At 64.1% G+C, this 21,471-nt stretch carries 22 protein-coding genes; 5 read left to right on the forward strand and 17 right to left on the reverse strand.

Features of this window, described 5'->3' with window-relative positions; all coding sequences use genetic code 11:
• The 13 genes from IL252_RS10235 to IL252_RS10295 form a co-directional block, all read right to left on the reverse strand.
• The gene (locus IL252_RS10235) at nt 1-639 is read right to left on the reverse strand and encodes a 50S ribosomal protein L1 (protein WP_153553413.1); all 639 of its coding nucleotides are present in this window, start codon (nt 637-639) and stop codon (nt 1-3) included.
• A gap of 297 nt (nt 640-936) precedes the next feature.
• On the reverse strand, nt 937-1,425 hold the full coding sequence (locus IL252_RS10240) for a 50S ribosomal protein L11 (protein ID WP_153553412.1): 489 nt from the start codon (nt 1,423-1,425) through the stop codon (nt 937-939).
• A 250-nt stretch (nt 1,426-1,675) separates the two neighbouring features.
• Nucleotides 1,676-1,876: a hypothetical protein gene (locus tag IL252_RS10245; protein WP_170094171.1), complete on the reverse strand. Its 201-nt coding sequence runs from the start codon at nt 1,874-1,876 to the stop codon at nt 1,676-1,678.
• Nucleotides 1,877-2,055: 179 nt separating this feature from the next.
• Nucleotides 2,056-4,182 carry a ribosome rescue protein RqcH gene (rqcH, locus tag IL252_RS10250; protein WP_208627921.1) on the reverse strand — a complete coding sequence of 709 codons (2,127 nt, stop codon included), beginning with the start codon at nt 4,180-4,182 and terminating at the stop codon, nt 2,056-2,058.
• 36 nt (nt 4,183-4,218) lie between these two features.
• A complete protein-coding gene (locus tag IL252_RS10255) occupies nt 4,219-5,286 on the reverse strand; it encodes an NAD(P)/FAD-dependent oxidoreductase (RefSeq protein ID WP_208627922.1) in 1,068 nt (355 codons plus the stop codon).
• Between the two features lie 47 nt (nt 5,287-5,333).
• A complete protein-coding gene (locus IL252_RS10260) occupies nt 5,334-6,047 on the reverse strand; it encodes an MBL fold metallo-hydrolase (protein WP_208627923.1) in 714 nt (237 codons plus the stop codon).
• A 95-nt stretch (nt 6,048-6,142) separates the two neighbouring features.
• Nucleotides 6,143-7,804, reverse strand: coding sequence for a tRNA uridine(34) 5-carboxymethylaminomethyl modification radical SAM/GNAT enzyme Elp3 (locus IL252_RS10265; RefSeq protein ID WP_153553407.1), 1,662 nt, complete (start codon nt 7,802-7,804; stop codon nt 6,143-6,145).
• Nucleotides 7,805-7,847: 43 nt separating this feature from the next.
• A complete protein-coding gene (locus tag IL252_RS10270; protein WP_208627924.1) occupies nt 7,848-8,363 on the reverse strand; it encodes a cupin domain-containing protein in 516 nt (171 codons plus the stop codon).
• Between the two features lie 51 nt (nt 8,364-8,414).
• On the reverse strand, nt 8,415-8,732 hold the full coding sequence (locus IL252_RS10275; protein WP_208627925.1) for a hypothetical protein: 318 nt from the start codon (nt 8,730-8,732) through the stop codon (nt 8,415-8,417).
• A 72-nt stretch (nt 8,733-8,804) separates the two neighbouring features.
• Nucleotides 8,805-11,027, reverse strand: coding sequence for a DHH family phosphoesterase (locus IL252_RS10280; RefSeq protein WP_208627926.1), 2,223 nt, complete (start codon nt 11,025-11,027; stop codon nt 8,805-8,807).
• Between the two features lie 97 nt (nt 11,028-11,124).
• Entirely contained in the window at nt 11,125-11,388 is a 264-nt protein-coding gene (locus tag IL252_RS10285) for a hypothetical protein (protein ID WP_208627927.1), read from the reverse strand.
• Between the two features lie 50 nt (nt 11,389-11,438).
• The gene (locus tag IL252_RS10290; protein ID WP_208627928.1) at nt 11,439-12,056 is read right to left on the reverse strand and encodes a YIP1 family protein; all 618 of its coding nucleotides are present in this window, start codon (nt 12,054-12,056) and stop codon (nt 11,439-11,441) included.
• A gap of 48 nt (nt 12,057-12,104) precedes the next feature.
• The gene (locus IL252_RS10295; RefSeq protein ID WP_208627929.1) at nt 12,105-12,779 is read right to left on the reverse strand and encodes a hypothetical protein; all 675 of its coding nucleotides are present in this window, start codon (nt 12,777-12,779) and stop codon (nt 12,105-12,107) included.
• Between the two features lie 315 nt (nt 12,780-13,094).
• Here IL252_RS10295 and IL252_RS10300 point away from each other — a divergent pair, with 315 nt between their 5' ends.
• Entirely contained in the window at nt 13,095-13,838 is a 744-nt protein-coding gene (locus IL252_RS10300; RefSeq protein WP_208627930.1) for a CPBP family intramembrane glutamic endopeptidase, read from the forward strand.
• A 75-nt stretch (nt 13,839-13,913) separates the two neighbouring features.
• On the opposite strand, the gene IL252_RS10305 is transcribed toward IL252_RS10300, so the two are convergent.
• The 3 genes from IL252_RS10305 to IL252_RS10315 all read right to left on the reverse strand — a co-directional run bounded on the left by IL252_RS10305 (nt 13,914) and on the right by IL252_RS10315 (nt 15,817).
• Nucleotides 13,914-14,492, reverse strand: a complete 579-nt coding sequence (locus IL252_RS10305; protein ID WP_208627931.1) for an NADPH-dependent FMN reductase — start codon at nt 14,490-14,492, stop codon at nt 13,914-13,916.
• Between the two features lie 80 nt (nt 14,493-14,572).
• Complete coding sequence (locus IL252_RS10310; RefSeq protein WP_208627932.1) at nt 14,573-14,854, reverse strand: hypothetical protein; 282 nt, start codon at nt 14,852-14,854, stop codon at nt 14,573-14,575.
• 45 nt (nt 14,855-14,899) lie between these two features.
• Entirely contained in the window at nt 14,900-15,817 is a 918-nt protein-coding gene (locus IL252_RS10315) for an A/G-specific adenine glycosylase (protein WP_208627933.1), read from the reverse strand.
• Nucleotides 15,818-15,915: 98 nt separating this feature from the next.
• Between IL252_RS10315 and IL252_RS10320 the strand changes: the two genes are divergently transcribed.
• A complete protein-coding gene (locus tag IL252_RS10320) occupies nt 15,916-16,245 on the forward strand; it encodes a hypothetical protein (RefSeq protein WP_153553395.1) in 330 nt (109 codons plus the stop codon).
• 22 nt (nt 16,246-16,267) lie between these two features.
• Here IL252_RS10320 and IL252_RS10325 read toward each other — a convergent pair whose 3' ends face one another.
• Nucleotides 16,268-17,056 carry a TrmB family transcriptional regulator gene (locus IL252_RS10325; RefSeq protein ID WP_153553394.1) on the reverse strand — a complete coding sequence of 263 codons (789 nt, stop codon included), beginning with the start codon at nt 17,054-17,056 and terminating at the stop codon, nt 16,268-16,270.
• A 409-nt stretch (nt 17,057-17,465) separates the two neighbouring features.
• On the opposite strand from IL252_RS10325, the gene IL252_RS10330 reads away from it, so the two are divergent.
• From IL252_RS10330 to IL252_RS10340, 3 genes are all read left to right on the forward strand, one after another.
• Nucleotides 17,466-19,457: a DUF262 domain-containing protein gene (locus IL252_RS10330; RefSeq protein WP_208627934.1), complete on the forward strand. Its 1,992-nt coding sequence runs from the start codon at nt 17,466-17,468 to the stop codon at nt 19,455-19,457.
• 246 nt (nt 19,458-19,703) lie between these two features.
• Nucleotides 19,704-20,036, forward strand: coding sequence for a multidrug efflux SMR transporter (locus IL252_RS10335; protein ID WP_170094193.1), 333 nt, complete (start codon nt 19,704-19,706; stop codon nt 20,034-20,036).
• A gap of 180 nt (nt 20,037-20,216) precedes the next feature.
• A complete protein-coding gene (locus IL252_RS10340; protein ID WP_208627935.1) occupies nt 20,217-21,449 on the forward strand; it encodes a digeranylgeranylglycerophospholipid reductase in 1,233 nt (410 codons plus the stop codon).
• The last annotated feature ends 22 nt before the right edge of the window (nt 21,450-21,471 follow it).

Raw genomic sequence — 21,471 nt, forward strand, 5'->3', positions numbered from 1 at the left:
TTAGGCCACCTCCACCGCGGGGCCCATCGTGGTCTTGACGTAGACCGAGTCGATGTTCATCGGCCCCTTCTCCAGGTCGGCGTGCAGGCGGCGCAGGATGACGTCGATGTTGTCGCCGATCTCCTCGGCGGACATGTCCTCTGCACCCACGCGGGTGTGGAAGGTTCGGCGGTCACCACTGCGGATCTGCACGGACTTGCGCATTCGGTCGACCATCTCGACGACGTCGTCGTCGGGACTGATCGGGTCCGGCATCTTCCCGCGTGGACCGAGGACGGTCCCGAGGTAGCGACCGATGTCTTGCATCAGCGCTTCCTCTGCGAGGAAGAAGTCGGTATCGTCGGCGAGATCTTTCGCTGCATCGTCGTCGTCGCCCAGCTCGGCCAGCTCGTCGCTGGACATGACCTGGTCGGCAACGTCTTCGGCTCGCAGAGCGGTCTCCCCCTCGGCGAACACGACGATGCTCGTCTCCTGGCCGGTACCGGCAGGAAGGACGATGCTCTCGTCGATACGGTTCGACGGATCGTTCAAATCAAGGTCGCGCAGGTTGACGGCGAGGTCGACTGTCTCGGTAAAGTTCCGAGGGTCGGCCTCTTCGAGTGCGCGAGAGACTGCGTTCTCTATATCCTGGTCTGCCATTGTTCACCTCCGTAGTACGCCCAACGGGCTTCTACGGGTCAGTGAAACAGGGCGTACTGTCGTAGACAGTACAGTCGCCTGTCTCACCCGGTACGAAGCCGATGCGACACTTAAAGCCGTCGAACCACGGTAGCGACGGCACTGTCGTCGGTCTCCGTGTCACCCAGCTGTCGCTGATACTGCCGGCTGTACATCTGTGAACGATTTCGCCACCCGGGGTGGCGAAGCTCGTCACGAAGTCACAGCCGACGGTATGAGGATCGGCAAAAGCGCCGAAAACCGGCGTCGGTGGCCCAGTCAGGCCTCGGCGGCGTCCAGCAGGACGTCGTCGTACTCGCCGGCGTCGACCTTCTCCTTGAAGTCGCGGGGATTCTCGCCCTCGATGGTGACACCCAGCGTGACGCAGGTGCCGACGACTTCCTTCGCGGCGTTTTTCGTGTCGTACGCGAGCAGGTCGGTCTGCTTTTGCTCGGCGATCTGCTTGATCTGGTCGACCGAGAGATCGGCGACGAACTCTTCGTGGGGTTCGCCCGATCCGGTGTCGAAGCCAGCTTCGTCCTTGATGAGCTCGGCTGTCGGCGGGACGCCGACCTCGATCTCGAAGGAGCCGTCGTCGTCGTAGTCGACGGTGACGGGCACTTCGGTGCCGTCGAAGGCTGCGGTCTGGTCGTTGATCTCCTGGACGACTGCCTGCACGTCGACGGGGGTCGGCCCCAGCTCCGGACCGAGGGGCGGGCCAGGGTTGGCCTCGCCGCCCGGAACGAGCACTTCGATAGTTCCAGCCATGTTAGGTTGGACCTGCCCAGCAGTTTTAAGGATTGCTTTTCGACGACGCCGCGTGGGAGTGAACCACACCGCTCTGGTCGGTGTCGGAGAATCGCGCCGATCACGACGGTCGAGACGGTGTGTCGCGACCCGTCGTCGCGAAGATCAAACAGTGACGGTCGACGGTATCATACGGATTATTGTAGATCTTTACCGGATTGACCGCACACCGTGGTGCGGTCGACCGGGAAAACGGCTACAATAATCCGTATCAGGCGAGGTTGATGCCGTTCATCGCCAGGAAGTCCGAGGCCGCCTTGATCTCCACTGGCGAACCGATGATGCGGACCTGTGTTCCCTCCTCGCGTACCGTCAGAGTAAACTCGCGTTCGAGGTCTTCGCGGATGCCGTCCAGGGCAGCGGCTGGCAGGAGGATCTGCGTGCTGTCGCGAAACCGGTCGGCACTTGCCATTATCGGATGTGGTGTCGGACGAGGTATTAGTGTATCGAAGTACTCGCATCGCCGAGAATTCGATGTTCGTCCGTTCTCTCGTCTAATACTCTCGGATATTTCCGATCGGCAGCTGTCGGCGCTGTGACACCGATCTGACGGCCGTTCAGTGATGGTAAACGGTACTGGATGGCAGGGGGTTACTCGACCATTCGACTGCCGCCCGGCGGGAGGAACTCCTGGATCAGGTCCGGACTGGCGACCTTGCGGACGAACGATTCGTCTTCGAACCGCTCTTTGAACTCTCGGTACAGTCGCTTCGCGATGTCGTTCTGTGCGTACTGACCGGGTTCGATCTCGATACTGGTCGCTACGCGGTCTTCGATGGCCGATCGCGGGCCGCCGAGCACGCCGGTCCAGTCCTCACAGGAGATTCCGACGGCCACGTCGACTTCGAGGTCCCGGAAGTACGTCCGGTCGCCTCGAATCGCGAAACCGCCTTTCTCCAGGTACTCGCCGCTCTCCGGGGTCTTCGACACCTGGTCGGGATCGACCATGTACGCGTCACCGGCGTACTTGCCGCCCTTCCACACCGACGAGTACGCCACTGCGAACGTCGCTGCTTCGCGCTTGTCCTGGTCCGGGATGTCCACGTCGCGGCTGGACTCGCTGGGACCGGTCGCCTTCAGGACGGTCACGGGACCGCCGTGGGCCTGCGCGTGGAAGAACTTGTCTCCGCGGTCGAGGTACTTCTTGACCAGTTCCTCGTTCTGGTCGGCGTTGCGGCCGCCGATCACGAGGAAGTCGTTCGAGGTGCGGAACCACCGGAAGCGATCGTACCACGGCTCCTGTCTCCGGACGGGAATCGACGCTCGCGAGAGCCAGTCCACGTCGTCTGACTCCTCGGTCTGCTCCTGGGTCTCCGTCGTGTCCTCGGCTTCCCAGTTCTCGCGGCGTCGCTCGACGGCTTCGAGATCCTCTCGCGTGTCCTCGATCGCCGCCTGCGCGCCCTCCTTCTTCTCCTCGATGCGCTTTGCCGCCTGGTAGAGCTGGTCCGCGTTCTTCTCGACGCCCATCGTCGCGTCGATCGTCACGCGCACGTCGTCGATCGACAGGGACACCGTCCCTTCACTGCCGTCGAGACCTTCGACGGCCTCGGCCGCGGCGATGCCCTGCTCTTTGCCCTCCTCGAAGGTCGCCTCGATCTCGTCCCACGGCGTGTCCTGGGCTCGCGCGCCCTGAATCGTCGAGAGGATCTCGTCGACGAGGTCGTAGCGGGCGTACAGCAACTCCGCCTTCTCGCGCTCGGCCTCGGCGTCGGCCTCGAAGTCCTCGATCGCGCTCTGCTGTTGCTGGATGATGCGCTCGTACTTCTCGATCTCGCTCTCGAAGTCCGGCCGGTCGACGCCCGCGTCGGCGATCTCCTCGGCCGTGTCCTCACGTTCGACCTCGTAGAAGTACTCGTCCAGCGCCTCGGTGAAGGTCTCGAAGGCACGGCTCTCTACGTCGTCGTACTCTTCGAGGGGGATCGGCGTCACGTCCACGCGACGCTCGATCTCCTCGCCCTCGATCTCTTCGTACTCGTAGTAGACGCGCGGATCGAGGTCGCCGCTCCGGAGGCGCTCTTTCAGCTCGGCGATCACCTCGTAGAGCCGCTCGAACTCCGCTTCGTCGGTGTCTTCGATGGCCTGGTTGTACGGAATCCCGGCCCGGGTACACAGCTCCTCGCCGTAGAGCCCCCCGAAGTTCAGCTGGGTCGCGAGCGTCCGCACCACGTCGGCGTCGGACTGGCGCATCCGCTCCAGAAACGTCTCGTAGTCGACGGTCAGCGGATTGAACCGCGCCGACGGGAACTCGTACTGGCTGCCCGGCGCGACGGTGCGTGACTTGAGCCGGACCGTCTCCAGGCAGTCGACGACCTCGCCGTGTTCGTCGAGCACCGCGACGTTGCCGTCGCCAAACAGCTCCGCGACGACCGTGGTGGAGGCGTCGGGACGGTCGAACTCGAACTCCATGATCCGGTCGAACTCGAACTGGCGTACGTCGGCCAGCTCGCCGCCCGCGATCCGATTGCGAAGCATCATCGCGAAGTTGGGCGGTCGGCCCGGCGCGTCGGGGACGTGGTCGGCGTCGACGACGTGGGCGCGCTTGTTCTCGCCGACCTCGATCAGCAGCTCCACCCGGCCGCGGTCGAAGTCCCGCATCTTGAGCCGCAGGAGGTCGTCCTCGTAGAGGTACGCCTTGTCGAGCTTGGCCCCCTCGTAGCCGCCCAGCTCCCGTTCGAGGGCGGCGAGGTCGACGCTCGTCAGCTCCCGCTTGTGGTCCATGTCGGGTGGTGCAGGCCGGGACGCAAAACCGCTTCGCTACAGGTGCTCGCCGATTCGCTCGCCGGTTCTCAGGCCGTTCCGGACGGCGGCGTGGAGCCGCGCCTCGCCCGCGACCCAGTCGCCGGCCACAAAGAGGTCGTGGGCTGGCGCCGCCTCCAGGGCGTCCGCCGCAACGCCGTCGTCCGGCAGCGCGTACCGCCAGTGCTGGTGGTCGGTCCAGTCGGGCTCGGTCAGTCGGTCGTCGTCCAGCAGTGTCGCTGTCGCGTCTGCGATCGCGTCGGTCAGCGCGGCGTCGTCGTCACGGTAGTGGGTGACCGACCAGTCCGGTGCCATCTGGACCAACAGGAGCGTCTCGCCGTCGGGGACGTGCCCCGCCTTGCACTCTTCGCGGCCGATCCAACCCACGTCGTGATCCCCGGCTTCGCTGACCAGTCCGTAGTACGGGCGGTCGAGTTCGAAATCGTAGTGCAACAGACCGGCGACGACGGTGCGATAGGGAACGGAGGCGGCGGCCTGCCTGAGCCGCCGTCGGTCGGCGTGTCGCCACTCCGACTGACCCAGCAGGTCCGCGGTCTGTGGACCCGGTGGCGTCAGGAGCGTGGCGTCGAACGGGCCGTAGGTTCCGCCGTCGGCGTCGGTGACACGCCAGCCCGCCTCGCTTCGCGCCAGTGACTCGACGCGCGTGTGCCGGTGGACCGTCGCGTCGCCGGCCGCGAACAGCCGCTTCGCGAGCTGGGTGATCCCCTGTTCGTAGGTCCACCGCGTCGTCTGTTCGTCGCGATCCTCGCTCACCTGTTCCGCGGATCGCGTCGGCGCATCGCGTATCGCCCCGTCAGAATCGAACCCCCACACGGGCTCGTCGATCTCGGTGAGCCCCTCGGTCGGGAGTTCCTCGGTGACCAGTTCGGTCACGCGGTCGTCGTCGGCAGTCAGGTAGTTGGCACCGTACTCGTAGACACAGCCGTCGCGCCGCCGGGTCGCGGCACGGCCGCAGACACCGCCGCTCTTCTCGAAGACGGTCACGTCCGCGGGGTGTTCCCGGAGCGCGTACGCCGCCGCCGCACCGGCCGCGCCCGCACCGACGATCGCGACTGATCGTTGCATAGACAGATCTCCGCACGGACAGTACAAAAACCCGCTCGTTCGATCGGTCAGAGGGTCGCGGCGAGTGCGCCCAGCACGTCGTCACCGTCGCGGACGAACGGCGTCCCGTGGGCCATCGCCGCCACCTCGAAGGCGGGTGCCCGCGCGGCGAACTCCCGGACGGACGCCCGGACCCGATCCATGTCGTAGGAGTCGAACCAGATCGGCGTCGTCATCGCACCGCCCTCCTCCCAGACGAGGTCGCCGAGCAGCGCCACGCCGCAGTCGTGGACGTACACCGTGTGTCCCGGGTTGTGCCCCGGTGTCGCGTAGCTGGTGAACTGACCGACGGCGTCGCCGTCGTCGACCGGCCGCAGGTCGATCCCGTCGGGCAGCGGACAGAGCGTCCGAGCGGCGCGGTGGAACAGCCCCTTGTGGTTGTTCGACGGCGGCGGTGCGCCGTTCTCGACCAGCTCGTAGTCGGCTCGCCCGAGAAAGACCGGGCCGGTAAACTCCGGTTGCAGCCGTTCGAGCCCGCCGACGTGGTCCAGATCGTAGTGAGTCAACAGGACGCGGTCGAGATCGCCGGGCTCGCAACCGACGGCTGCGAGTTCGTCTCTGATCGAGGGCTCGTTCCAGAACAGGCCGGTGTCACACAGCGTCACCGCCTCGCCGTCGGTGCCGTCCATCTCCCGCTCGTCGAGGAGAAACGCGTTCGACGCCAGCGGCGGCAGTAGTCCCAGATCGAGCTCCCACACCCCGTCGATCAACCTCCGTGCCATTGCCGACCGTACGCCGGCCCCACGCTAATGGCTGTCGCCCGGTTTCACGACGGCAGGACATGGGTGAAAAAGCCGGACTCACTCCGTTCGTCCGGTCACAGCCGCTTGCTGACGTACGGCCCGTCTTGCTTGTAGTCGAGCTTCTCGCGGTAGTACTGCCGGACGCCGATACCGGAGATGACCGCGAGCTTGTCGTAGCCGGCGTCGGCCGCCAGTTCCTCCGCCGTCGCGAGCAGTCGGCGACCGTATCCCTCGTGCTGGTGTTGGTCGTCTTCGCTGGCGCTCCCGAGGCCGACCTGGCTGCCGTAGACGTGGAGTTCCCGCACGAGCGCGGCGTTTTGCAGTTCGCGTCGAACCGGGTCGTTCGGGAATCGGAGGCGACAGAAGCCCACGAGCAGGTCCTTGTCGGGATCCTCGAAGCTGATGAAGTGTTCGGTCCCGCCGGCAGCCTCGTAGGTCATGACGTCCTTCTCGATCCGTTCGGGGTCCTCGTCGTTCATCCCGACCTCGCGACAGCGGATGCAGTCGCAGGTCCAGCCGTGCTCGTCCATGCGCTGTCGGGCGAGCTGTCTGAGATTCGACTTCCAGACGCCGCCCTCGATGAAGTCCGCGGGGATGTCACGCTGGACGCGCTGGAGGCGGGTGTACTTCGGGATCATCGACTTGATCTCGGCGACGAGCTCCGCGGCCTCGTCGTTGTCCAGGGGCTCGAACTCGTCTTTGCGCCACCAGTCGTAGGTGACGGTCCCCTCAACGACCAGCGTCGGGTAGATCTTGAGGTAGTCCGGTCGCCACTTGCTGTCCTCGAAGATGCGCCGGAAGTCCTCCAGACACATCTCCTTGGACATGCCGGGCTGGCCGGGCATCATGTGGAAGCCGACCTTGAACGCCGAGTCTCGCAGCCGGCGGTTCGCGTCGACGCTGGCCTGGACGCCGTGGCCGCGGTGCATCTCCCGGTTGATCCGCTCGTAGGTGGTCTGGACGCCGACCTCCACCTTCGTCCCGCCCAGCCGGAGCATCCGATCGATCTGCTCGGGATCGCACCAGTCGGGCTTCGTCTCGAACGTCGTGGCGACGTTTCGCACGTCGGCGGTCTCGTTCTCCGCGATCACGTCCTCAAGGTAGCGAAAGTCGTACTCGTCGGGGTCCTGCGCGAAGCTCTCGCCCTCTGCGGGCGCTGGCTGGGCCTCGGTGTCGAAGTCGTTCATCGCTTCGATGGCGCGCTTGACGAACCACTCCTGGTAGTCGTGGCTCCGTGCGGTCATCGTCCCGCCCATCAGGATCAGTTCGGCCTTGTCGACGGGGTGGCCGATCTCGCGCAACTGGTTCAGCCGCAGGGTGACCTGTCCGTAGGGGTCGTAGTCGTTCTGGACGCCGCGGGCGGCCGCGGGCTCGTGGCCGGTGTAAGACTGCGAGGACGAGAACTCAGAATCGGGACCACCGGGACAGTAGAGACACTTCCCGTGTGGGCACCGGTGGGGCGAGGTCATCACCGCGATCGGCGAGACCCCCGAGGCGGTCCGCACCGGCTTGCGCTGGAGCACTTCCTCCAGCTCTTCGCGTCGTTCCAGCGGCGCGTAGTCGAGGATTTCCGAGTTCTTCGGGACCTTCGGTGCGGAGTACTTCGAACAGACCTCCATCTTGGCGCTCTCCACGTCCTCGCGCTCCAGTTCGCCCGCGAGGATGCGGTCGACCAGCTCTGCACAGACCTGCTCGAACGCCTCGGACTCGGTGGGATCGCCCGTCTCGGTGCTCATTGCCGTTGTCACAGTTCGTTCGCTCGCGCGAATAAGCGTGTCGCTACTCCTCCCGCCGGCCGTCGCCGTCCTCGTCGTCCCAGTACGGCACCTCGGCGTCGAGATCGAGGTACTTCGAGAGTCGGCGCTCGCCCTTCTGGCCGCCGGGTGGCGATCCCGCGAACACGCCGACCGCGTCGTTGTCCGGGTAGACCGTGATGTCGGGCTCGTTCATCGTCGACATCGCGAGATACCGGAGCCCGTCCGGCCCGGCTTCGAGTTCGTGCTGCCCGGCCTCGCTCCGGGGAAAGACCGCGAAGTCGCCCGCTTCGAGGTCGCGTTCCTCGCGGTCGCTCCCGAGCCACAGCGTCCCGTCGCCGTCGAGGACGAAGATCGCCTCCTCGTTGCCCTCGTGGTAGTGGGCGGGCCAGCCCCGAGATTCTGGCTCGATCTCGTAGAGGCTACAGCCCAGCTCGCTGGCGGCGCTGGCTCGCGTGAAGCGCTTGCCCCTGAACGAGCGAGTCCCGTGATCGTACTCCTGCCAGTCGAGGGCGTCCGTATCGAGGACTTGATCGTCCATACGCGGCGTTCGCCGACCGACTGCAAGAGCGTTCTGGTGGTCCGTCGACGACTACCGGGGCGGTGAGAGATCGACAGTCGCGTCCGGGTCGGTCCTGTAGCGTCGCCAGCCGTAGACGCTCAGTGCGATGCCCAGGAGCGACGCGACCACGACCAAGACGCCCACGAGCGTCCGATCGAGGCCGCTCGGCAGCGACCCCGAGTCGATCACTGTGTTCGCTAAATTTGCGACTACTGCAAGCCAGACACCGGCGACGAGCGGGAGCTTCCAGCGCCGAATCCCTCCTCGCCAGCCGACGACGACGAGTACGAGCGCGGGGAGCAACAGTGTCGCCGACACGAGCATAGCTTCTGGTGCGGGGAAGGCCATAGCTGGGGGATTTCGTCGACGGCACAAAGAGGCTGTGTCTGCTCGACCGCCGCTGTCGTGATAGTCGGGCCGTCAGAACCGCTCGCCGACGACGGCCAGCGTCGCGTCGATCACGGCGTCGCGCTCGCCCGAGAGGAATCGGATCGACTGCTCGCGGGCGCTGCGTGTCCGGACGGCGGCTTCCGGTGCGCCCTCGTCGATCGCGTCGGCCAGATCGTGTACGTCGACCGTCTCGTCGGCCCGCACGAACAGGGTGTCGTCGGCGACGCCGACGAGTGCGTCCGTCTCGCTGTCGGCCTGCCGGAACAGCTCGTCGAGCAGGATCGTCGACGGCGGGAAGTCGTAGCGGTGCGTGAAGGCGTCGGTGTCGAGGACGGCGACGGTCGTCCCGCCGATCGCCTCGTGTTCGATGTTGGCCGTCGCGGTGTCGACCTCCGTCGCGAGCTTCTCGCGGAACTGCTCGGCGACGTTGCCGGCGAGCCCGGTCACGTCGTCCTCGTCGTCACCGAACAGCAGGTCCTTGATGAGCTCGCGCTTGTCCTCGTAGGACTGGTAGTACGCTTCCAGCGCGACCGCGTCGCGAAGCTCCGTCACCGAGGCTTCGTCGTAGCCCGCCTCGGCCGCGGCGTCGAGGTAGGACGCTGGCGTCTCGTCCCAGAAGCTGACTGCCGGCAGGTGGACGAGATCGTCCTGTACGTGCTCGTTGACGTGGGCGGCGACGTTGGCCGCCAGCGCCGTCGCCGTCGTCGGGGACGCGCCGGCCAGCGACGGGCTGACGAGCGTGTCGACCGAGTCGGCGATCGCTTCGTCGGCGACGGCGTCGTCGATCACGACGCGGGGTGCGCCGTACACGTCGAGCAGATCGAAGCCGTCGAGGCTCTCGCGGGTCCCACCGGCGGCGACGAAGACGAACAGCGGGAGCTTCTCGTCGTGGCGCTCCCGGTTTTCGAGCATGTTCGTCACGTCCTTGGTGGCGTCTTGCATGTCGTAGACGCCGCCTTCCAGCGGTCGGCGATCGAAGTAGTGGTACTGCGCGTCGGCTCGGCGGTGCTCGTCGGCGACCAGCGGGAGTGTCGCCCGTTCGAGGGCCACGCCAGCGACGTAGCCGTCGGCGGTCGCGGAGTGGCGGACGATCACCGGGCGGTCGGTGATGACCGCGCGCCGGATCGCCGTCGCGGCGTCGACGAGATCGTCGGCCAGTGCCTCGATCGTCGGGTCCTCGGCGAGTGCGTCGACGGCGGCGGGCCGGGCGCGGTCGTCGAGCGCGTCGGCCATCCGGTCTACGACGGTCTGGCGTTCGTCGCCGTCGAGCGCGACGAGTGTCTCGGTCTCGACCTGAATCTCGCCGCGGCGACGGCGCACGTCGCCGTCCAGTCGGACGATGTCCTCTTCGACGATGTCGGGGTAGGCGCGGACGCCCGCCTCGACGAAGGCCGCACAGTCGACGGTCCCGGTCTCGTCCCGGAGCTCGAACACCGTCGGTCCGCTGGTCTGGCGAACGTTGACGATCTCGCCTTCGAGGCGAACGTCGTCGCCTTCGTGGTTGTCCAGGCTGTCGACCGTCACGACGGGGTGGTCTCGCTGGTGGTCGACTGCATCGTCGCTCTCGGCGTCGGCCGACGTGTCGTCGCTCTCGGTCGTCGCCGTACTGCCCTGTCCGACGACGCTGGCGCTTCGTTCGACGCGCTCGCTGTCGTCGGCCTGGCTGATCTTCGCCGCGTCGGCGTCGGTCGTCGTTTCGGCGGTGTCGGCCGACGGTTCGGAGTCACTCGTCGCTTCGGCGGTCTGGTCGTCGGGCGAGGAGTCTGTGTCGGTCGTCGCTTCGACGGCTTGCTCGTCGGGCGACGGTTCGGAGTCGGCGTCCGCCGCCGGCTCCTCACGCCCGTTTCCCGACTCGTCCTCCTCGACGTTTTCGGCGAGTCGCGCCGTGTCGAACTCGGGATCGTCGATCAGCGTGCCGCGGAACTCTCGCTCGGCCTGTCGGATCGACCAGCCGAGGTCGATGTTGCCGTTGTCCCGGACGTTTTTCACCTTCACGAAGACGGTGTCGCCCGGCTCCCAGTCCAGCGAGTCGAGTCGCTGATCCAGCTCGCTGCGGTGGAGCAGCCCGGTCACGCGATCGCCGATGTCGACGAAGACGCCGAACTCGGCGAAGCCGTCGACGGAGCCGCGGTAGTATCGATTGGTCGTCAGTTGATTCGGATGGTCGCCTCGGAATTCGAACAGGACGTCCTCCTCGTGGAGGTCACAGATGTGACCGTCGACGGAGGTGCCACAGATGATACACGAACCCATTGACCGGTGAAAGCATTTCGGCACTAAAACGGTTGTCGAAATCCTCGTCGCTCGCCGATCGGCCGGGCTGGGCCTGCCGTCGGTCGGTTCCGTCCCGCTACTCGTAGATCTGGCTCTCCGATTCGAGCATCTCGATGCCACGCGCCACCTCGCTTGCCTGCTCGGGCGCGAGAGCGATCTCGAACTGGCTGCCGTCGTCGTCCTCGAAGGCGAGCTTGACGCGCTCGTCGCCGAACTCCCGTACGTCGATGCCTTCGACATCGTACATCTTCGCGGTCGCGGTCCGGTTCGAGGGGCCGACGTGCTTGAGTGCGCCGTCTTTGAGTTCGAACATGAAGTCGTCGAGGTCGAGCGTGAGCATATTCGAGGAGCCGGCCGGCAGCCACCTAAACTGTTCGACGTGTCCGGGCGCTACAACAACGCATTGCCCGCCGCGAACGCGCGAAAGCCGTAGCCAAAGAGGACGGCCGCGGGAACGGCGCTGACGACGAGGGCGCGCGGGAGCGAGAGGGTGTGGATCGTCCTCATTCCGTAGACGTACAGCCCGGCACCCCAGAGACCACAGGCGATCCGCACCTCCGGGATCGGGAGCCCGGCGAACACACACGGCGCTGTCGCGTAGGCGATCACCTGCACGGTCTCGCTGATGCCGCCCCGATCCGGTGCCAGCGGTGCCAACAGGAGCGTCTGGGCGGCCGCCGTGAGGTGGAGCACCGCGGGCGCAACGAAGACGACGATGGCGACCAGCGCCAGCAGCGCCATCAGTGGTTCCAGATCACCGATCACCGGGTAGTCGTACGGCCCGAGCGACAGCTGTCCGCGCTGAGCGAGTTCGACGACCGCGAACCGCGACGCCTCCTCGACGAGGACGACGACGGCGATGAAGACGAGTGCCGGTGCCTGATCGCCGGGTGCGATCCCCGTCTGGAAGAACCGCTGCGGTCGCAAGAGTATCTCGACCCACGCGCGAACGAGTGCAATCGGGCCGCGGTCGCGCCCGCCCGTCGGGTTCTCGACCCACTGTGTCACGGTTCGCCGTAGGTCCAGCGAGCGTTAGTCAGTTTCCTTTCCCGACGGTCACAGTCGCTCCCACGCTGCCCGGAGTGCGTCCCGCGGACTCTCTCGGAAGCGTCGCAGAGCCGGGAGGAGGTCGTGCTTGATGCCGTGGAGCGCGATGCCCGCCAGCCCGATGCCCAGCGTGGCACCAGCGAACAGAAAGGAGAGCAGTACCACGGGACCGTCGACCGCCGCGGGCACGGTCCCCGGTGGGATCGCCGCGAACAGGGCTCCGGGAATTCCAACAGCGATACCCAGCTTCAGGGACTGCGTGGAGCGCCGACGGAGCCGGTCTCGATCGCCCGCTCTGGCGGTGGCGTCGCCGCCCCCGACTGCCTCGTCGACGTCGAGCGCCGCCAGTGTCCGTTCGTTCGTCTCGATGTCCGCGACGCGGCCCCGCGCACGACCGACCACCGTCTCCCGTTCGATGTCGTGGAGGAGGCGGAGACGCTCGGTCACGAGCGACAGCTCCCCGAGCATCTGTTCGACGGTCTCGTCGTCGTACTGGTCGAACGCGAGTTCGAACTGCTCGTCCGGATAGTCGACCAGGTACCCGAAGTCGTCGAGCCCGGCGGCGACGCGTTCGCGAATCTGTCGCTGATCGCGGCGGCGCTTGGCGTCCGACAGTCCGCGAAAGTCACTCGCGATGCGCTCTCGCTGTGTCTTCGTGAGCAGGGCGGCCGGTTTCTCTGGCAAGACGGGCGAATTTATTGCTGACGCGCTCTTAATCGTGTCGACATTCGAGGGACGGGCCCGAACAGATCGCCTGCTGTGGACCGCTTCGAGGGCGGTGTACGACCGTATACGCGGTCGACGAACGCCAGTGTACACTCGTCCACCTCCCGATTCGGAAATAAACGGAGCTCCCCGTTCTTGTGCCCCCTCGTGGTACGAGGTGGTGATGGCTGACGACGGCCCACGACCTCCGCGCCCGGAGGACGGCACTCTGGCGCATCGCACCCGAACACACGAGCGACGTCGCCTCGCCGTTGGTGAGCTGGGGGGAGACGCGTGAGCGTCTTCCCCGAGCGGTTGCCGTCGTCGGCCATCGGCGACACGCCGCTGGCGGTCGCTTCGGCCCTCCTCCTCGCTGTTTGCGGCTGGATCGCTGGCTTCGGCGGCGTCGCGGTGTTTCAGCTCTCGGGTTCGTTGTTCGGCGTCGCGGAGACGGACGCCTTCACGGTTCTGGGCTCCGGTGTCCAGATCGGCTTCGCCGTCGTCGCCGTCGCGTACCTGTGGCGTGTCGAGGACCGGCACCGGTACGTTCGGGTCCGGATTCCGACGATCCGAGACCTCGGCTGGATCGCCGCCTTGCCGCTCGGTCTCTGGGCGACCTCGGTGCTCCTGGGTGTCGTCTTGCCGGCGATCGGTCTCTCGGTCCCGACTCACGAGACCAGCGGGACCGTCGCGCTGCTCTTCGACCGCCCGGCGCTCTGGATCGTCGCGCTCCTCGGACTGTACGCTGTCGCGGCTCCCGCAGAGGAACTCCTCTTCAGAGGCGTCGTGCAGGGGCGCGTGCGGCCACACCTCGGGACGGCCGGTGTCGTCTTCGTCAGTGCCACGGCGTTCGCCCTCATGCACGGCGTCTTCGCCGTCTTCTCGACCGGCAGCGCGGTGTACTCGGTCGTCTCGACGGGTGCCGGCGGTCTGCTCTGGGGGTACGCCTACGAGCGGACCGAGAACCTCGCCGTGACGGCCCTGAACCACGCGATGATGTGGACGATTCCGTTCGAATCGGTGCTCTCGATCTTCTGACACACGGCTGTCAGTGCATGGATCGACTCGCCGCCCGAGGCGGCGAACGCCGAGCGCGACGAACGAACGGTGGTATCAGTCGTCCGCGCCGACGTTCTCGCAACTCTCGATACTCTGGGGATCGGGCTCGATGCTGGCGTACTGGACGGCCTCGCGGCCGAGGGTCTCGATGCGCTCGCGCACCTGTTCGTCGACGAGTCGCCCGTCCTCGAAGGCACTGGCCGCGCGGGGCACCGCTGCCTGGTGCGGGATCACCCAGCAGTCCAGCGACCGCCCGACCGACCGGAGGTGCTCCAGCGCCGTCACGGGGAAACTCCCCCCGGCGACACACAGGAGGCCGACGGTCTTGTTCTCGAACTCGTCGAAGCCACAGTAGTCCAGCGCGTTCTTCAGCGGCGTCGAGAACGAGCCGTGATACACCGGCGTGCCCAGCAGGATCGAGTCCGCCGCCCGGATCTGCTCGCGGAACGCCGCTGCGTCGCCAGCGTCCTCGGCGTCGGGGTCGAACACGGGGAGGTCCCACTCGCGGAGGTCGAGCAACTCGGTGTCACCACTGGCTACCGCTGCGGCTGCCAGTGCGACCCGGAGGCTCTGTCGGGTGTAACTGCCCTCGCGGAGACTACCACAGATGCCGACGACTTTCGTTCGCGTCATAGCGCCTCAGACGACTGGGGCTTATTTATGAGTACGCTTCGTCCGCCCGCTCTGGTGTAGTAGGGCCGTCGGCGACCGCTCTATATGCGGTCGTCAGGATCGTGAACGTCGGCCATCCGCCGGGCTTCTGTCGCGTATCGCTCGCGCAGGTCCGCGTCGTCGACGGTCCCGAGGTTCCCCGGCTCGGCGTCGACGGCCGCGGTCGTGTCTCGGATGTCTCCGAACGAGGTCAGCGCCCGCTCCTTGCGGAAGTACCGCTCGCCGTCGGGCGTCGCGTACGTGAGGATGACGAGGTTCTGCTCGTCGTCGGAGTAGGTCCGTTCGACCAGCCAGACGCGGACGGTATCTGCTTGGACGGTCATACGTGAACGTTGGACACGGACGTGCAAGTACCACCGGGTGCGTTCTCACTCGCTGAGACCGACTACCAGCGACTCGTCGCCGTCCTCGACGCTGACGAGGCCGTCGTCCGCGAGGTCCTCGACGAGCCCACGGAGCCACTCGCGGCCGTACTCACCGTCCGGGGAGTAGTCGACACGGACGCGCGGGCCGAGTTCGTCGAGCGCGAGGCGGTCGTACTCGCCCAGGACGTTGACGACGCGGCCGCGCATCTGCCGGCGGCTCCCCTCGAAATCGGGCTGGGTCGGCACGTCCGGCGCGGTGAAGTCGCCGGTGTCGTAGGCCTCACACCACTCGCGCCACGGGCAGCCGGCGGCGTCGCAGGCCGGCGTCTTCTCGCAGGCGACCCCGCCGAGTTCCATGATCGCGTTGTTCCAGACGCGGGACTCGCCGTCGGGCATGAGCGCCCCCGCGACTTCCTCGAACGCCGCGTCGTCGTCGGGCACGTCGAACGCGCGGTGGAGGACGCGCTTGACGTTCGTGTCGACGACGGCGTCGCCCGCGTTGAACGCGAACGAGGCGACCGCGTTGGCGGTGTAGGGGCCGACGCCGTGGAGCTCCTGCAGTTCGGCGGGCGTCTCGGGGAAAGAGCCGTCCCACTCGTCGAGGACCTGATTGGCCGCGGTGTGGAGGTACTTCGCCCGGTTGTTGTACCCCAGCGAGTGGGCCGTCCAGAACGCGACCACGTCGGACTGGTCGGCGGCCGCCAGCGCCTCGGCGTCGGGCCACCGATCGAGGAACTCGCGCCAGGCGTCGACGACGCGGCCCAACTGTGTCTGCTGGCTCATCACTTCCGAGACGAGGATCTCGTAGGCGTCGTCGGTCTCGCGCCAGGGAAAAGACCGGTGGTCGGCCTCGTACCACTCGATCAGTGCCCGCTGGACGGCGTCGCGGTTCTCGGGGACTGCGCCCGGCAGCTCCGTCATTACCGCGGCGTTACGAGCGACGGCGCTTGTGCGTGACGGTCCACACCCGACCGCCGGAGGCCGAAAGAGGTTTTCCCGCGCTGGACCACCGCCCCAACATGACGCTGGACGATCTCTCCGACGACGTACAGGCCCAGTACTCCGAGCTTGGCGCGGAACTCGCCGTCTCGCTGGACCGCGAGACGCGCAACGAACTGGCGATGCTGACCAGCGCACTGGACCCCGACGACCCCGACGAACTCGTCCGCCGCGCGGTCCACATGCTCTTTCAGAACGCCGTCGAGACCGGCAACCTCGACTTTCACCTCCGCTCTGGCTACGACTGTACCTACGACGAGTACCTCTCCGGGATGACCTTCGACGAGATGACTGGCGCGGACCAGTTCCCACAGGCCCAGGAGAAAGACGACCGGCGCTACCAGTTCTAGGGGCGGCCGCGAAACGGGACGCTCACTCGACGAGCGGCGCTGCACCGGCCCACAGCCGCTGGAAGTGGCGCTCGAACTCCTCGACGATCTCCGAGTCCTTGATGCCGAGGACGCCGATTCGATCGTCGGCGGCGACCGGGTGCGGGATGTCGATTGTCGTCCCGATCCCGTCGACGACGTCGAAGGACAGTCCCACGTCGGGCAGCGTCCTGACGGCCACGTCGCCGGACTGGTCGGCGATCAGCCGGTCGAACGTCTCGGGCAGCGTCAGCGCCACCTTCTCGCTGACGAGGAGCTGCACCGTCAAATCCGCGCTCGCGCCCTCGAAGAAGGCCTCCCACTCTCTCTGGAGCGTCTCCCACGTCGCGTTCTCGTAGGGGGTCCCGACGATGCCGTGGACGAACTCCTCGGCGGTGCGCGTGTGCTCTTGCAGCGCCGTCTGCATCTCCTCGCTGCCCAGCGAGCCCAGCCAGAAGCTGCTCTCTGTCGGTGGCGTCGGGAGCACGTTCGTGCGGACCGCCGCCGCTCGCTCCCGGTAGTGTCGCCACTCCTCTCGCAGTTCGTGTGCCCGCTCGGCCAGCAGCCTGTCGACGACGGCCTCCGGCTCGACGGCGACGTACTGCTTCGGATCACTCGACTGGAGGCGGACCACCTTCCGGGCTTCGAGGCCGTTGAGCACGTCGTAGATGCGACCTTTCGGAACGCCGCTGGCCTCGGAGAGCTCGGTCGCCGTCGCCGCACCCGTCAGTAACAGCGTCCGATACACCTTCTCCTCGTAGCTCGACAGGCCGAGCGCACCCAGCTCCGTCATGCACCCTCGTTGCGAGCCGGTCCGTAAATATGTACCCCGTCTGGTGGTTCTCGGGAGGCTGTGTCACGGCCACCCGTCGCCACTCGGGATCGACGACGGTCCGTCGTGGGTACCGTCGCACCGCCCACGGGATGGCTGATTACGGCGGCGCTGGTGGTGGAGCATCTGGGCCGTCTATGTAAGTTTACTATTTCGTGGTGTTCGTACTGAGTGGAATTCTGACTGTGTCATTGTAATGGGCGAGTAAAGCTAGGAATAAGAGTGAGAAGCGCGACATAGATGTTGAACCTAAACCATCACTAAAATGGCAGATATTTGCCTGTTCTGGATATGTAGAGTCGCATAGCGATGAGCTAGTGAAATTATAATACCCCTCAAGTAATTAGTTTTCAGTTAGTAGGTGCATCTCATGACCTCTGAGGCTACGCTTGATGTAAACGATACCACACTTAGCCGTATGATATACGAGATGTCAAACGGCGAGTACCGCGTCCCTCAGTTCCAACGAGAGTATGTCTGGTCGAAGTCCGATGTAACTAGTCTCTTCGACAGCGTCTATAACAGCTATCCTATTGGCAGCATTTTTGCTTGGAAGGTACCCACTGATATGAATAGATTTTTCCGCAAGCTACACCAACTTAACCAGCCGCCCATAGAGGAGACTGGTAGAGAAATCAGCTTCATACTGGATGGTCAGCAGAGACTTACATCTCTCTACTTGGGTCTGAAGGGTCTGGAATTTGATGATTACGATTATAGTCGGGTTGCCTTCGACATCGATAATGAGGAATTCACGTTAACCAGTGCATCTGCTGATCGTCTAGTCAGTATGGCAGACATTTGGGATGATGAGAAGAGAGTTGAGGTTACAAAAGGTATGGAAGATGAGAGGCAGCTCAGAGTTCAGAACTGCTACAATCAGTTCAACAATTACAAATTACCTATAATTGAGGTCGATACACCGAACTTCGAAGAAGTGATTGACATCTTTGAGCGAATAAATCAGGAGGGTCAGGATCTAAGCAGATTCGATATTGTCCACGCTAATATCTGGTCTGAGCAATTCAATCTACGTCAGAGGATAGACGAGGATATAGTTGAACCGCTCATGGACAAAGGATTTGGAAAGGTTGAACGGGAAACCGTAGCCGAGGCGTTGTCTCTCGCTCTGGAGAAAAAGTCGAAGACGAAGGCTCAGAAGTCTCTTGAATCTGAAAAAGTTAATGACAACTGGCAAGACCTCAAAGACGCCTTTATTAATGCTGTTCGGTATATCAGACAGCGGTATAATATCAAGAGAGTCGAATTTCTCCCGTACCAGAGCCTAATCGCAGTCCTCGCATATTATATGTACAAAGCTCAGGAGGAGACGGTCAAATCCAGCCACCAAGACCAAATAGACCGGTACTTCTGGAGAGTGGTAGTATCCGATCACTGGGAGCGAAGTCGGCAGACCACCATCGGTTCAGACATTTCCATCATAGATAATATCATCGACGGTAACGATGTCAATATTGACTTCACTCCGACTATCACTCCTGAAAAGCTGAAAAATGCGAATATCAAACGTTCTAACTCCAGTATCCGAAATGCGTTTCTGTGTATTCTAGCCAATAATAATCCGCGCAACTTTGAGGACGGAACACCAATTGATCTCAGTGAAGACCACTTCACCAGCTTCCAATTAGAAAACCACCACATCTTCCCGAACGCATATCTTCGACAGCTAGATTTCGACAAGCAAGATCGAAAGAGCGTTGCAGATATCACTTTTCTCCCACGGAATATCAACAACGAAATTTCAGACACTGCTCCCTCAAAATACTTCTCTAAATATCAGGACAGAGAGGACTTTGACAAAGTAATGTACTCTCACTTTATTCCATACGACGAAGGTTCCGCGATATGGACTAATGACTATAAGAAGTTCGTAGATCAGAGATGCACGGTGATAATGGAGAAAGTGAGGGAGTTGATAGGTGGGTCACTGGAACTTGATGAAGATGCTATGACTGATGAACAGAAAATCAGTCAAGCAAAGGGCACTATCCGGAACCTAATTGACGAAAAACTCTCAGAAGACAACGATGGCAGCTACTGGGAGTTATTACCCAGTGGAGTTGTCTCTGAGGTATCCCAGCGGATGAACGGAGACGTAGAAGAGGACCGTGAGAAATTAAAATTCATTACGATGAAGGAGGCGTCGAATATCATCGATATTCATTGGACAGTCTTCTCTAATATCTTCCCTGAGAGAGATGATGTTGGATACCATCTTGAAAATCTCCAGAAATACGAGAAAGCCTACGAAAATGACGAAGTAAACCGATATATCGAATTAGATGGAGATCTTGCTATTCAATGGATCAACAGTTGCGTCTCACCTAATGTTGAAGGATAATTAATATACTCCATAAAATATTTTCAAAGGGGTGTTTTATTATTTGGGTGATAATGTTTATTCTATCACCTATACCGACCGCCCGCGGATAGCTGATACGAGATCGGGACGACGGTACGACACGCTGGTCCGTCGGGAAGGTCCTGACGGGACCGAGAGCGACGGCCGCGAGACACGACGGGAAACGCGTCGCAAGTCCCGACCTGTTCCAACAGTTGCATGTCGGTGGGTTCCCCAGCCGGCGGTATGCATCCGTACGTCCTGCTCGGTGGTGCGATCGTCTCCGAACTCGTCGGCACGACCGCCCTGAAGCTCTCAGACGGCTTTTCGCGGCCGTTGCCCAGCCTCGGGGTCGTCGTCGGCTACGGCGTCGCCTTCTACCTCGTCTCGCTGACGCTCGAAGAGTTGCCCATCGGCGTCGTCTACGGGACGTGGGCGGCGCTGGGGATCGTCGGTGTCGCAGCGATCGGCGTCGTCGTCTTCGACGAGCCCATCGACGCCGTGGGAATCGTCGGGATCCTCCTCATCGTCGGCGGCGTCTACTGTGTCAACGTCCTGTCCCAGATGGCTGCCCACTGATGGCGCGAGCCGGCGGCGGGACAACGAACTGGAAGTGGGAGCGTGTTTCGACATCTTTTCTACGTCGTTGGCGTATCCACGGACAGATTCGTGAGTTCGCTATGGCGCTTCACTACTGTCTGTCCGCCGACGTATCGCCGACGCACCGTCCCCGTCGACACGGTCGCCTGACCCAGAGCCATGAGTGACAACTACGACGTGGTCGTCGCCGGTGCAGGCCCGGCGGGGGCACAGTGTGCGCGAGACCTCGCCGACCGCGGGTACGACGTGGTCGTACTGGAGACCGAGACCGCGGCGGAGTTCCCCGCCCGGAGCGACAAGTCCACGGGCGGGACGTTCGCGTCGATGATGACGGCATTCGGGATCCCGGACGACGTGGTGATGCACGCGACCGACGCCGTCGTACTGGAGTCCCCGAGCGACCACTTCGTCCAGGACCAGCCGGGTTTCGTGCTGGACTTCCCGGCGTTCAAGCAGTTCCTCGTAGACGACGGCCGGGCGAAGGGTGCCGAGTATCGGTTCGACGCTCGCGTCCGGGACCCGATCGTCGAAGAGGGGTCGGTCGTCGGCGTCCGGTACAACGGCGACGAGACGGTTTACGGTGACATCGTCGTCGACGCGACGGGGCCGGCGGCACCGCTGGCCAAGGAGCTGGGCGTCGTCGATCTCGAACGCCGGAACCACGCCATCGGCATCGAGTACCAGTTCGAGGGCGTCGAACTGGACCACCCCGACTACGCCGATCTGACGGACGCGATGATGCTCCGGCTGGACCACGACTTCGCTCCCGGCGGCTACTCGTGGATCTTCCACACCGGCGGCGACACGGCCAAGGTCGGCGTCTGCTACATCCAGAACGAGCGATACCGGGAACACGCCAGCGACGAACGGACCGTCGACGGCTACCTCGAACACTGGCTCGACAGCGACCCGCGCTTTGCCGAGGCCAGCCGAGTCGAGTCGACCCAGGTCCGCGGCTCTGCACACGTCCAGCCGCCAGGATCGATGAGTACCGACTCGTTTGTGGCGATCGGCGACACGGTCCCCTCCGTCGATCCCGTGTGGGGCGAGGGGATCGACAAGGGGATGCGCTCGGCACGCGCGGCGGCGATGACCGCCGACCGCTGTCTCACCGGGGGCGTGGATACGTCCCGCGAAGCGATGGCGGTCTACGACGATCTCTGGCACGAACGCGTGGCTCCCAGACAGGAGCGTCGCCTGTTCATGACGCGACTGCTGTATCTCGTGCCCAACGAGCGATACGATCGGCTCATGCGGGACCTGAACGCCCTGGACCGCGAGACGCTCTCGAAGGTCAACGAGGGCAGCAGACGGCACATCCTCGGCCTCCTCTCGCCGAGCGATCTCTCCTACCTCTGGCGCTACGTCCGCGAGTTCACGCTGCCCGTATAGACCACATGGCGCGTTCGACGCG

It is taken from the genome of Halomicrobium sp. IBSBa, assembly GCF_017612575.1.
GTDB lineage: Archaea > Halobacteriota > Halobacteria > Halobacteriales > Haloarculaceae > Halomicrobium.

What these genes read in the sequence shown, in the direction of transcription:
- IL252_RS10235 (WP_153553413.1), bottom strand. Translation starts at nt 639, where the DNA reads ATGGCAGACCAGGATATAGAGAACGCAGTCTCTCGCGCACTCGAAGAG.
- IL252_RS10240 (WP_153553412.1), bottom strand. Translation starts at nt 1,425, where the DNA reads ATGGCTGGAACTATCGAAGTGCTCGTTCCGGGCGGCGAGGCCAACCCT.
- IL252_RS10245 (WP_170094171.1), bottom strand. Translation starts at nt 1,876, where the DNA reads ATGGCAAGTGCCGACCGGTTTCGCGACAGCACGCAGATCCTCCTGCCA.
- rqcH (WP_208627921.1), bottom strand. Translation starts at nt 4,182, where the DNA reads ATGGACCACAAGCGGGAGCTGACGAGCGTCGACCTCGCCGCCCTCGAA.
- IL252_RS10255 (WP_208627922.1), bottom strand. Translation starts at nt 5,286, where the DNA reads ATGCAACGATCAGTCGCGATCGTCGGTGCGGGCGCGGCCGGTGCGGCG.
- IL252_RS10260 (WP_208627923.1), bottom strand. Translation starts at nt 6,047, where the DNA reads ATGGCACGGAGGTTGATCGACGGGGTGTGGGAGCTCGATCTGGGACTA.
- IL252_RS10265 (WP_153553407.1), bottom strand. Translation starts at nt 7,804, where the DNA reads ATGAGCACCGAGACGGGCGATCCCACCGAGTCCGAGGCGTTCGAGCAG.
- IL252_RS10270 (WP_208627924.1), bottom strand. Translation starts at nt 8,363, where the DNA reads ATGGACGATCAAGTCCTCGATACGGACGCCCTCGACTGGCAGGAGTAC.
- IL252_RS10275 (WP_208627925.1), bottom strand. Translation starts at nt 8,732, where the DNA reads ATGGCCTTCCCCGCACCAGAAGCTATGCTCGTGTCGGCGACACTGTTG.
- IL252_RS10280 (WP_208627926.1), bottom strand. Translation starts at nt 11,027, where the DNA reads ATGGGTTCGTGTATCATCTGTGGCACCTCCGTCGACGGTCACATCTGT.
- IL252_RS10285 (WP_208627927.1), bottom strand. Translation starts at nt 11,388, where the DNA reads ATGCTCACGCTCGACCTCGACGACTTCATGTTCGAACTCAAAGACGGC.
- IL252_RS10305 (WP_208627931.1), bottom strand. Translation starts at nt 14,492, where the DNA reads ATGACGCGAACGAAAGTCGTCGGCATCTGTGGTAGTCTCCGCGAGGGC.
- IL252_RS10310 (WP_208627932.1), bottom strand. Translation starts at nt 14,854, where the DNA reads ATGACCGTCCAAGCAGATACCGTCCGCGTCTGGCTGGTCGAACGGACC.
- IL252_RS10315 (WP_208627933.1), bottom strand. Translation starts at nt 15,817, where the DNA reads ATGACGGAGCTGCCGGGCGCAGTCCCCGAGAACCGCGACGCCGTCCAG.
- IL252_RS10320 (WP_153553395.1), top strand. Translation starts at nt 15,916, where the DNA reads ATGACGCTGGACGATCTCTCCGACGACGTACAGGCCCAGTACTCCGAG.
- IL252_RS10325 (WP_153553394.1), bottom strand. Translation starts at nt 17,056, where the DNA reads ATGACGGAGCTGGGTGCGCTCGGCCTGTCGAGCTACGAGGAGAAGGTG.
- IL252_RS10330 (WP_208627934.1), top strand. Translation starts at nt 17,466, where the DNA reads ATGACCTCTGAGGCTACGCTTGATGTAAACGATACCACACTTAGCCGT.
- IL252_RS10335 (WP_170094193.1), top strand. Translation starts at nt 19,704, where the DNA reads ATGCATCCGTACGTCCTGCTCGGTGGTGCGATCGTCTCCGAACTCGTC.
- IL252_RS10340 (WP_208627935.1), top strand. Translation starts at nt 20,217, where the DNA reads ATGAGTGACAACTACGACGTGGTCGTCGCCGGTGCAGGCCCGGCGGGG.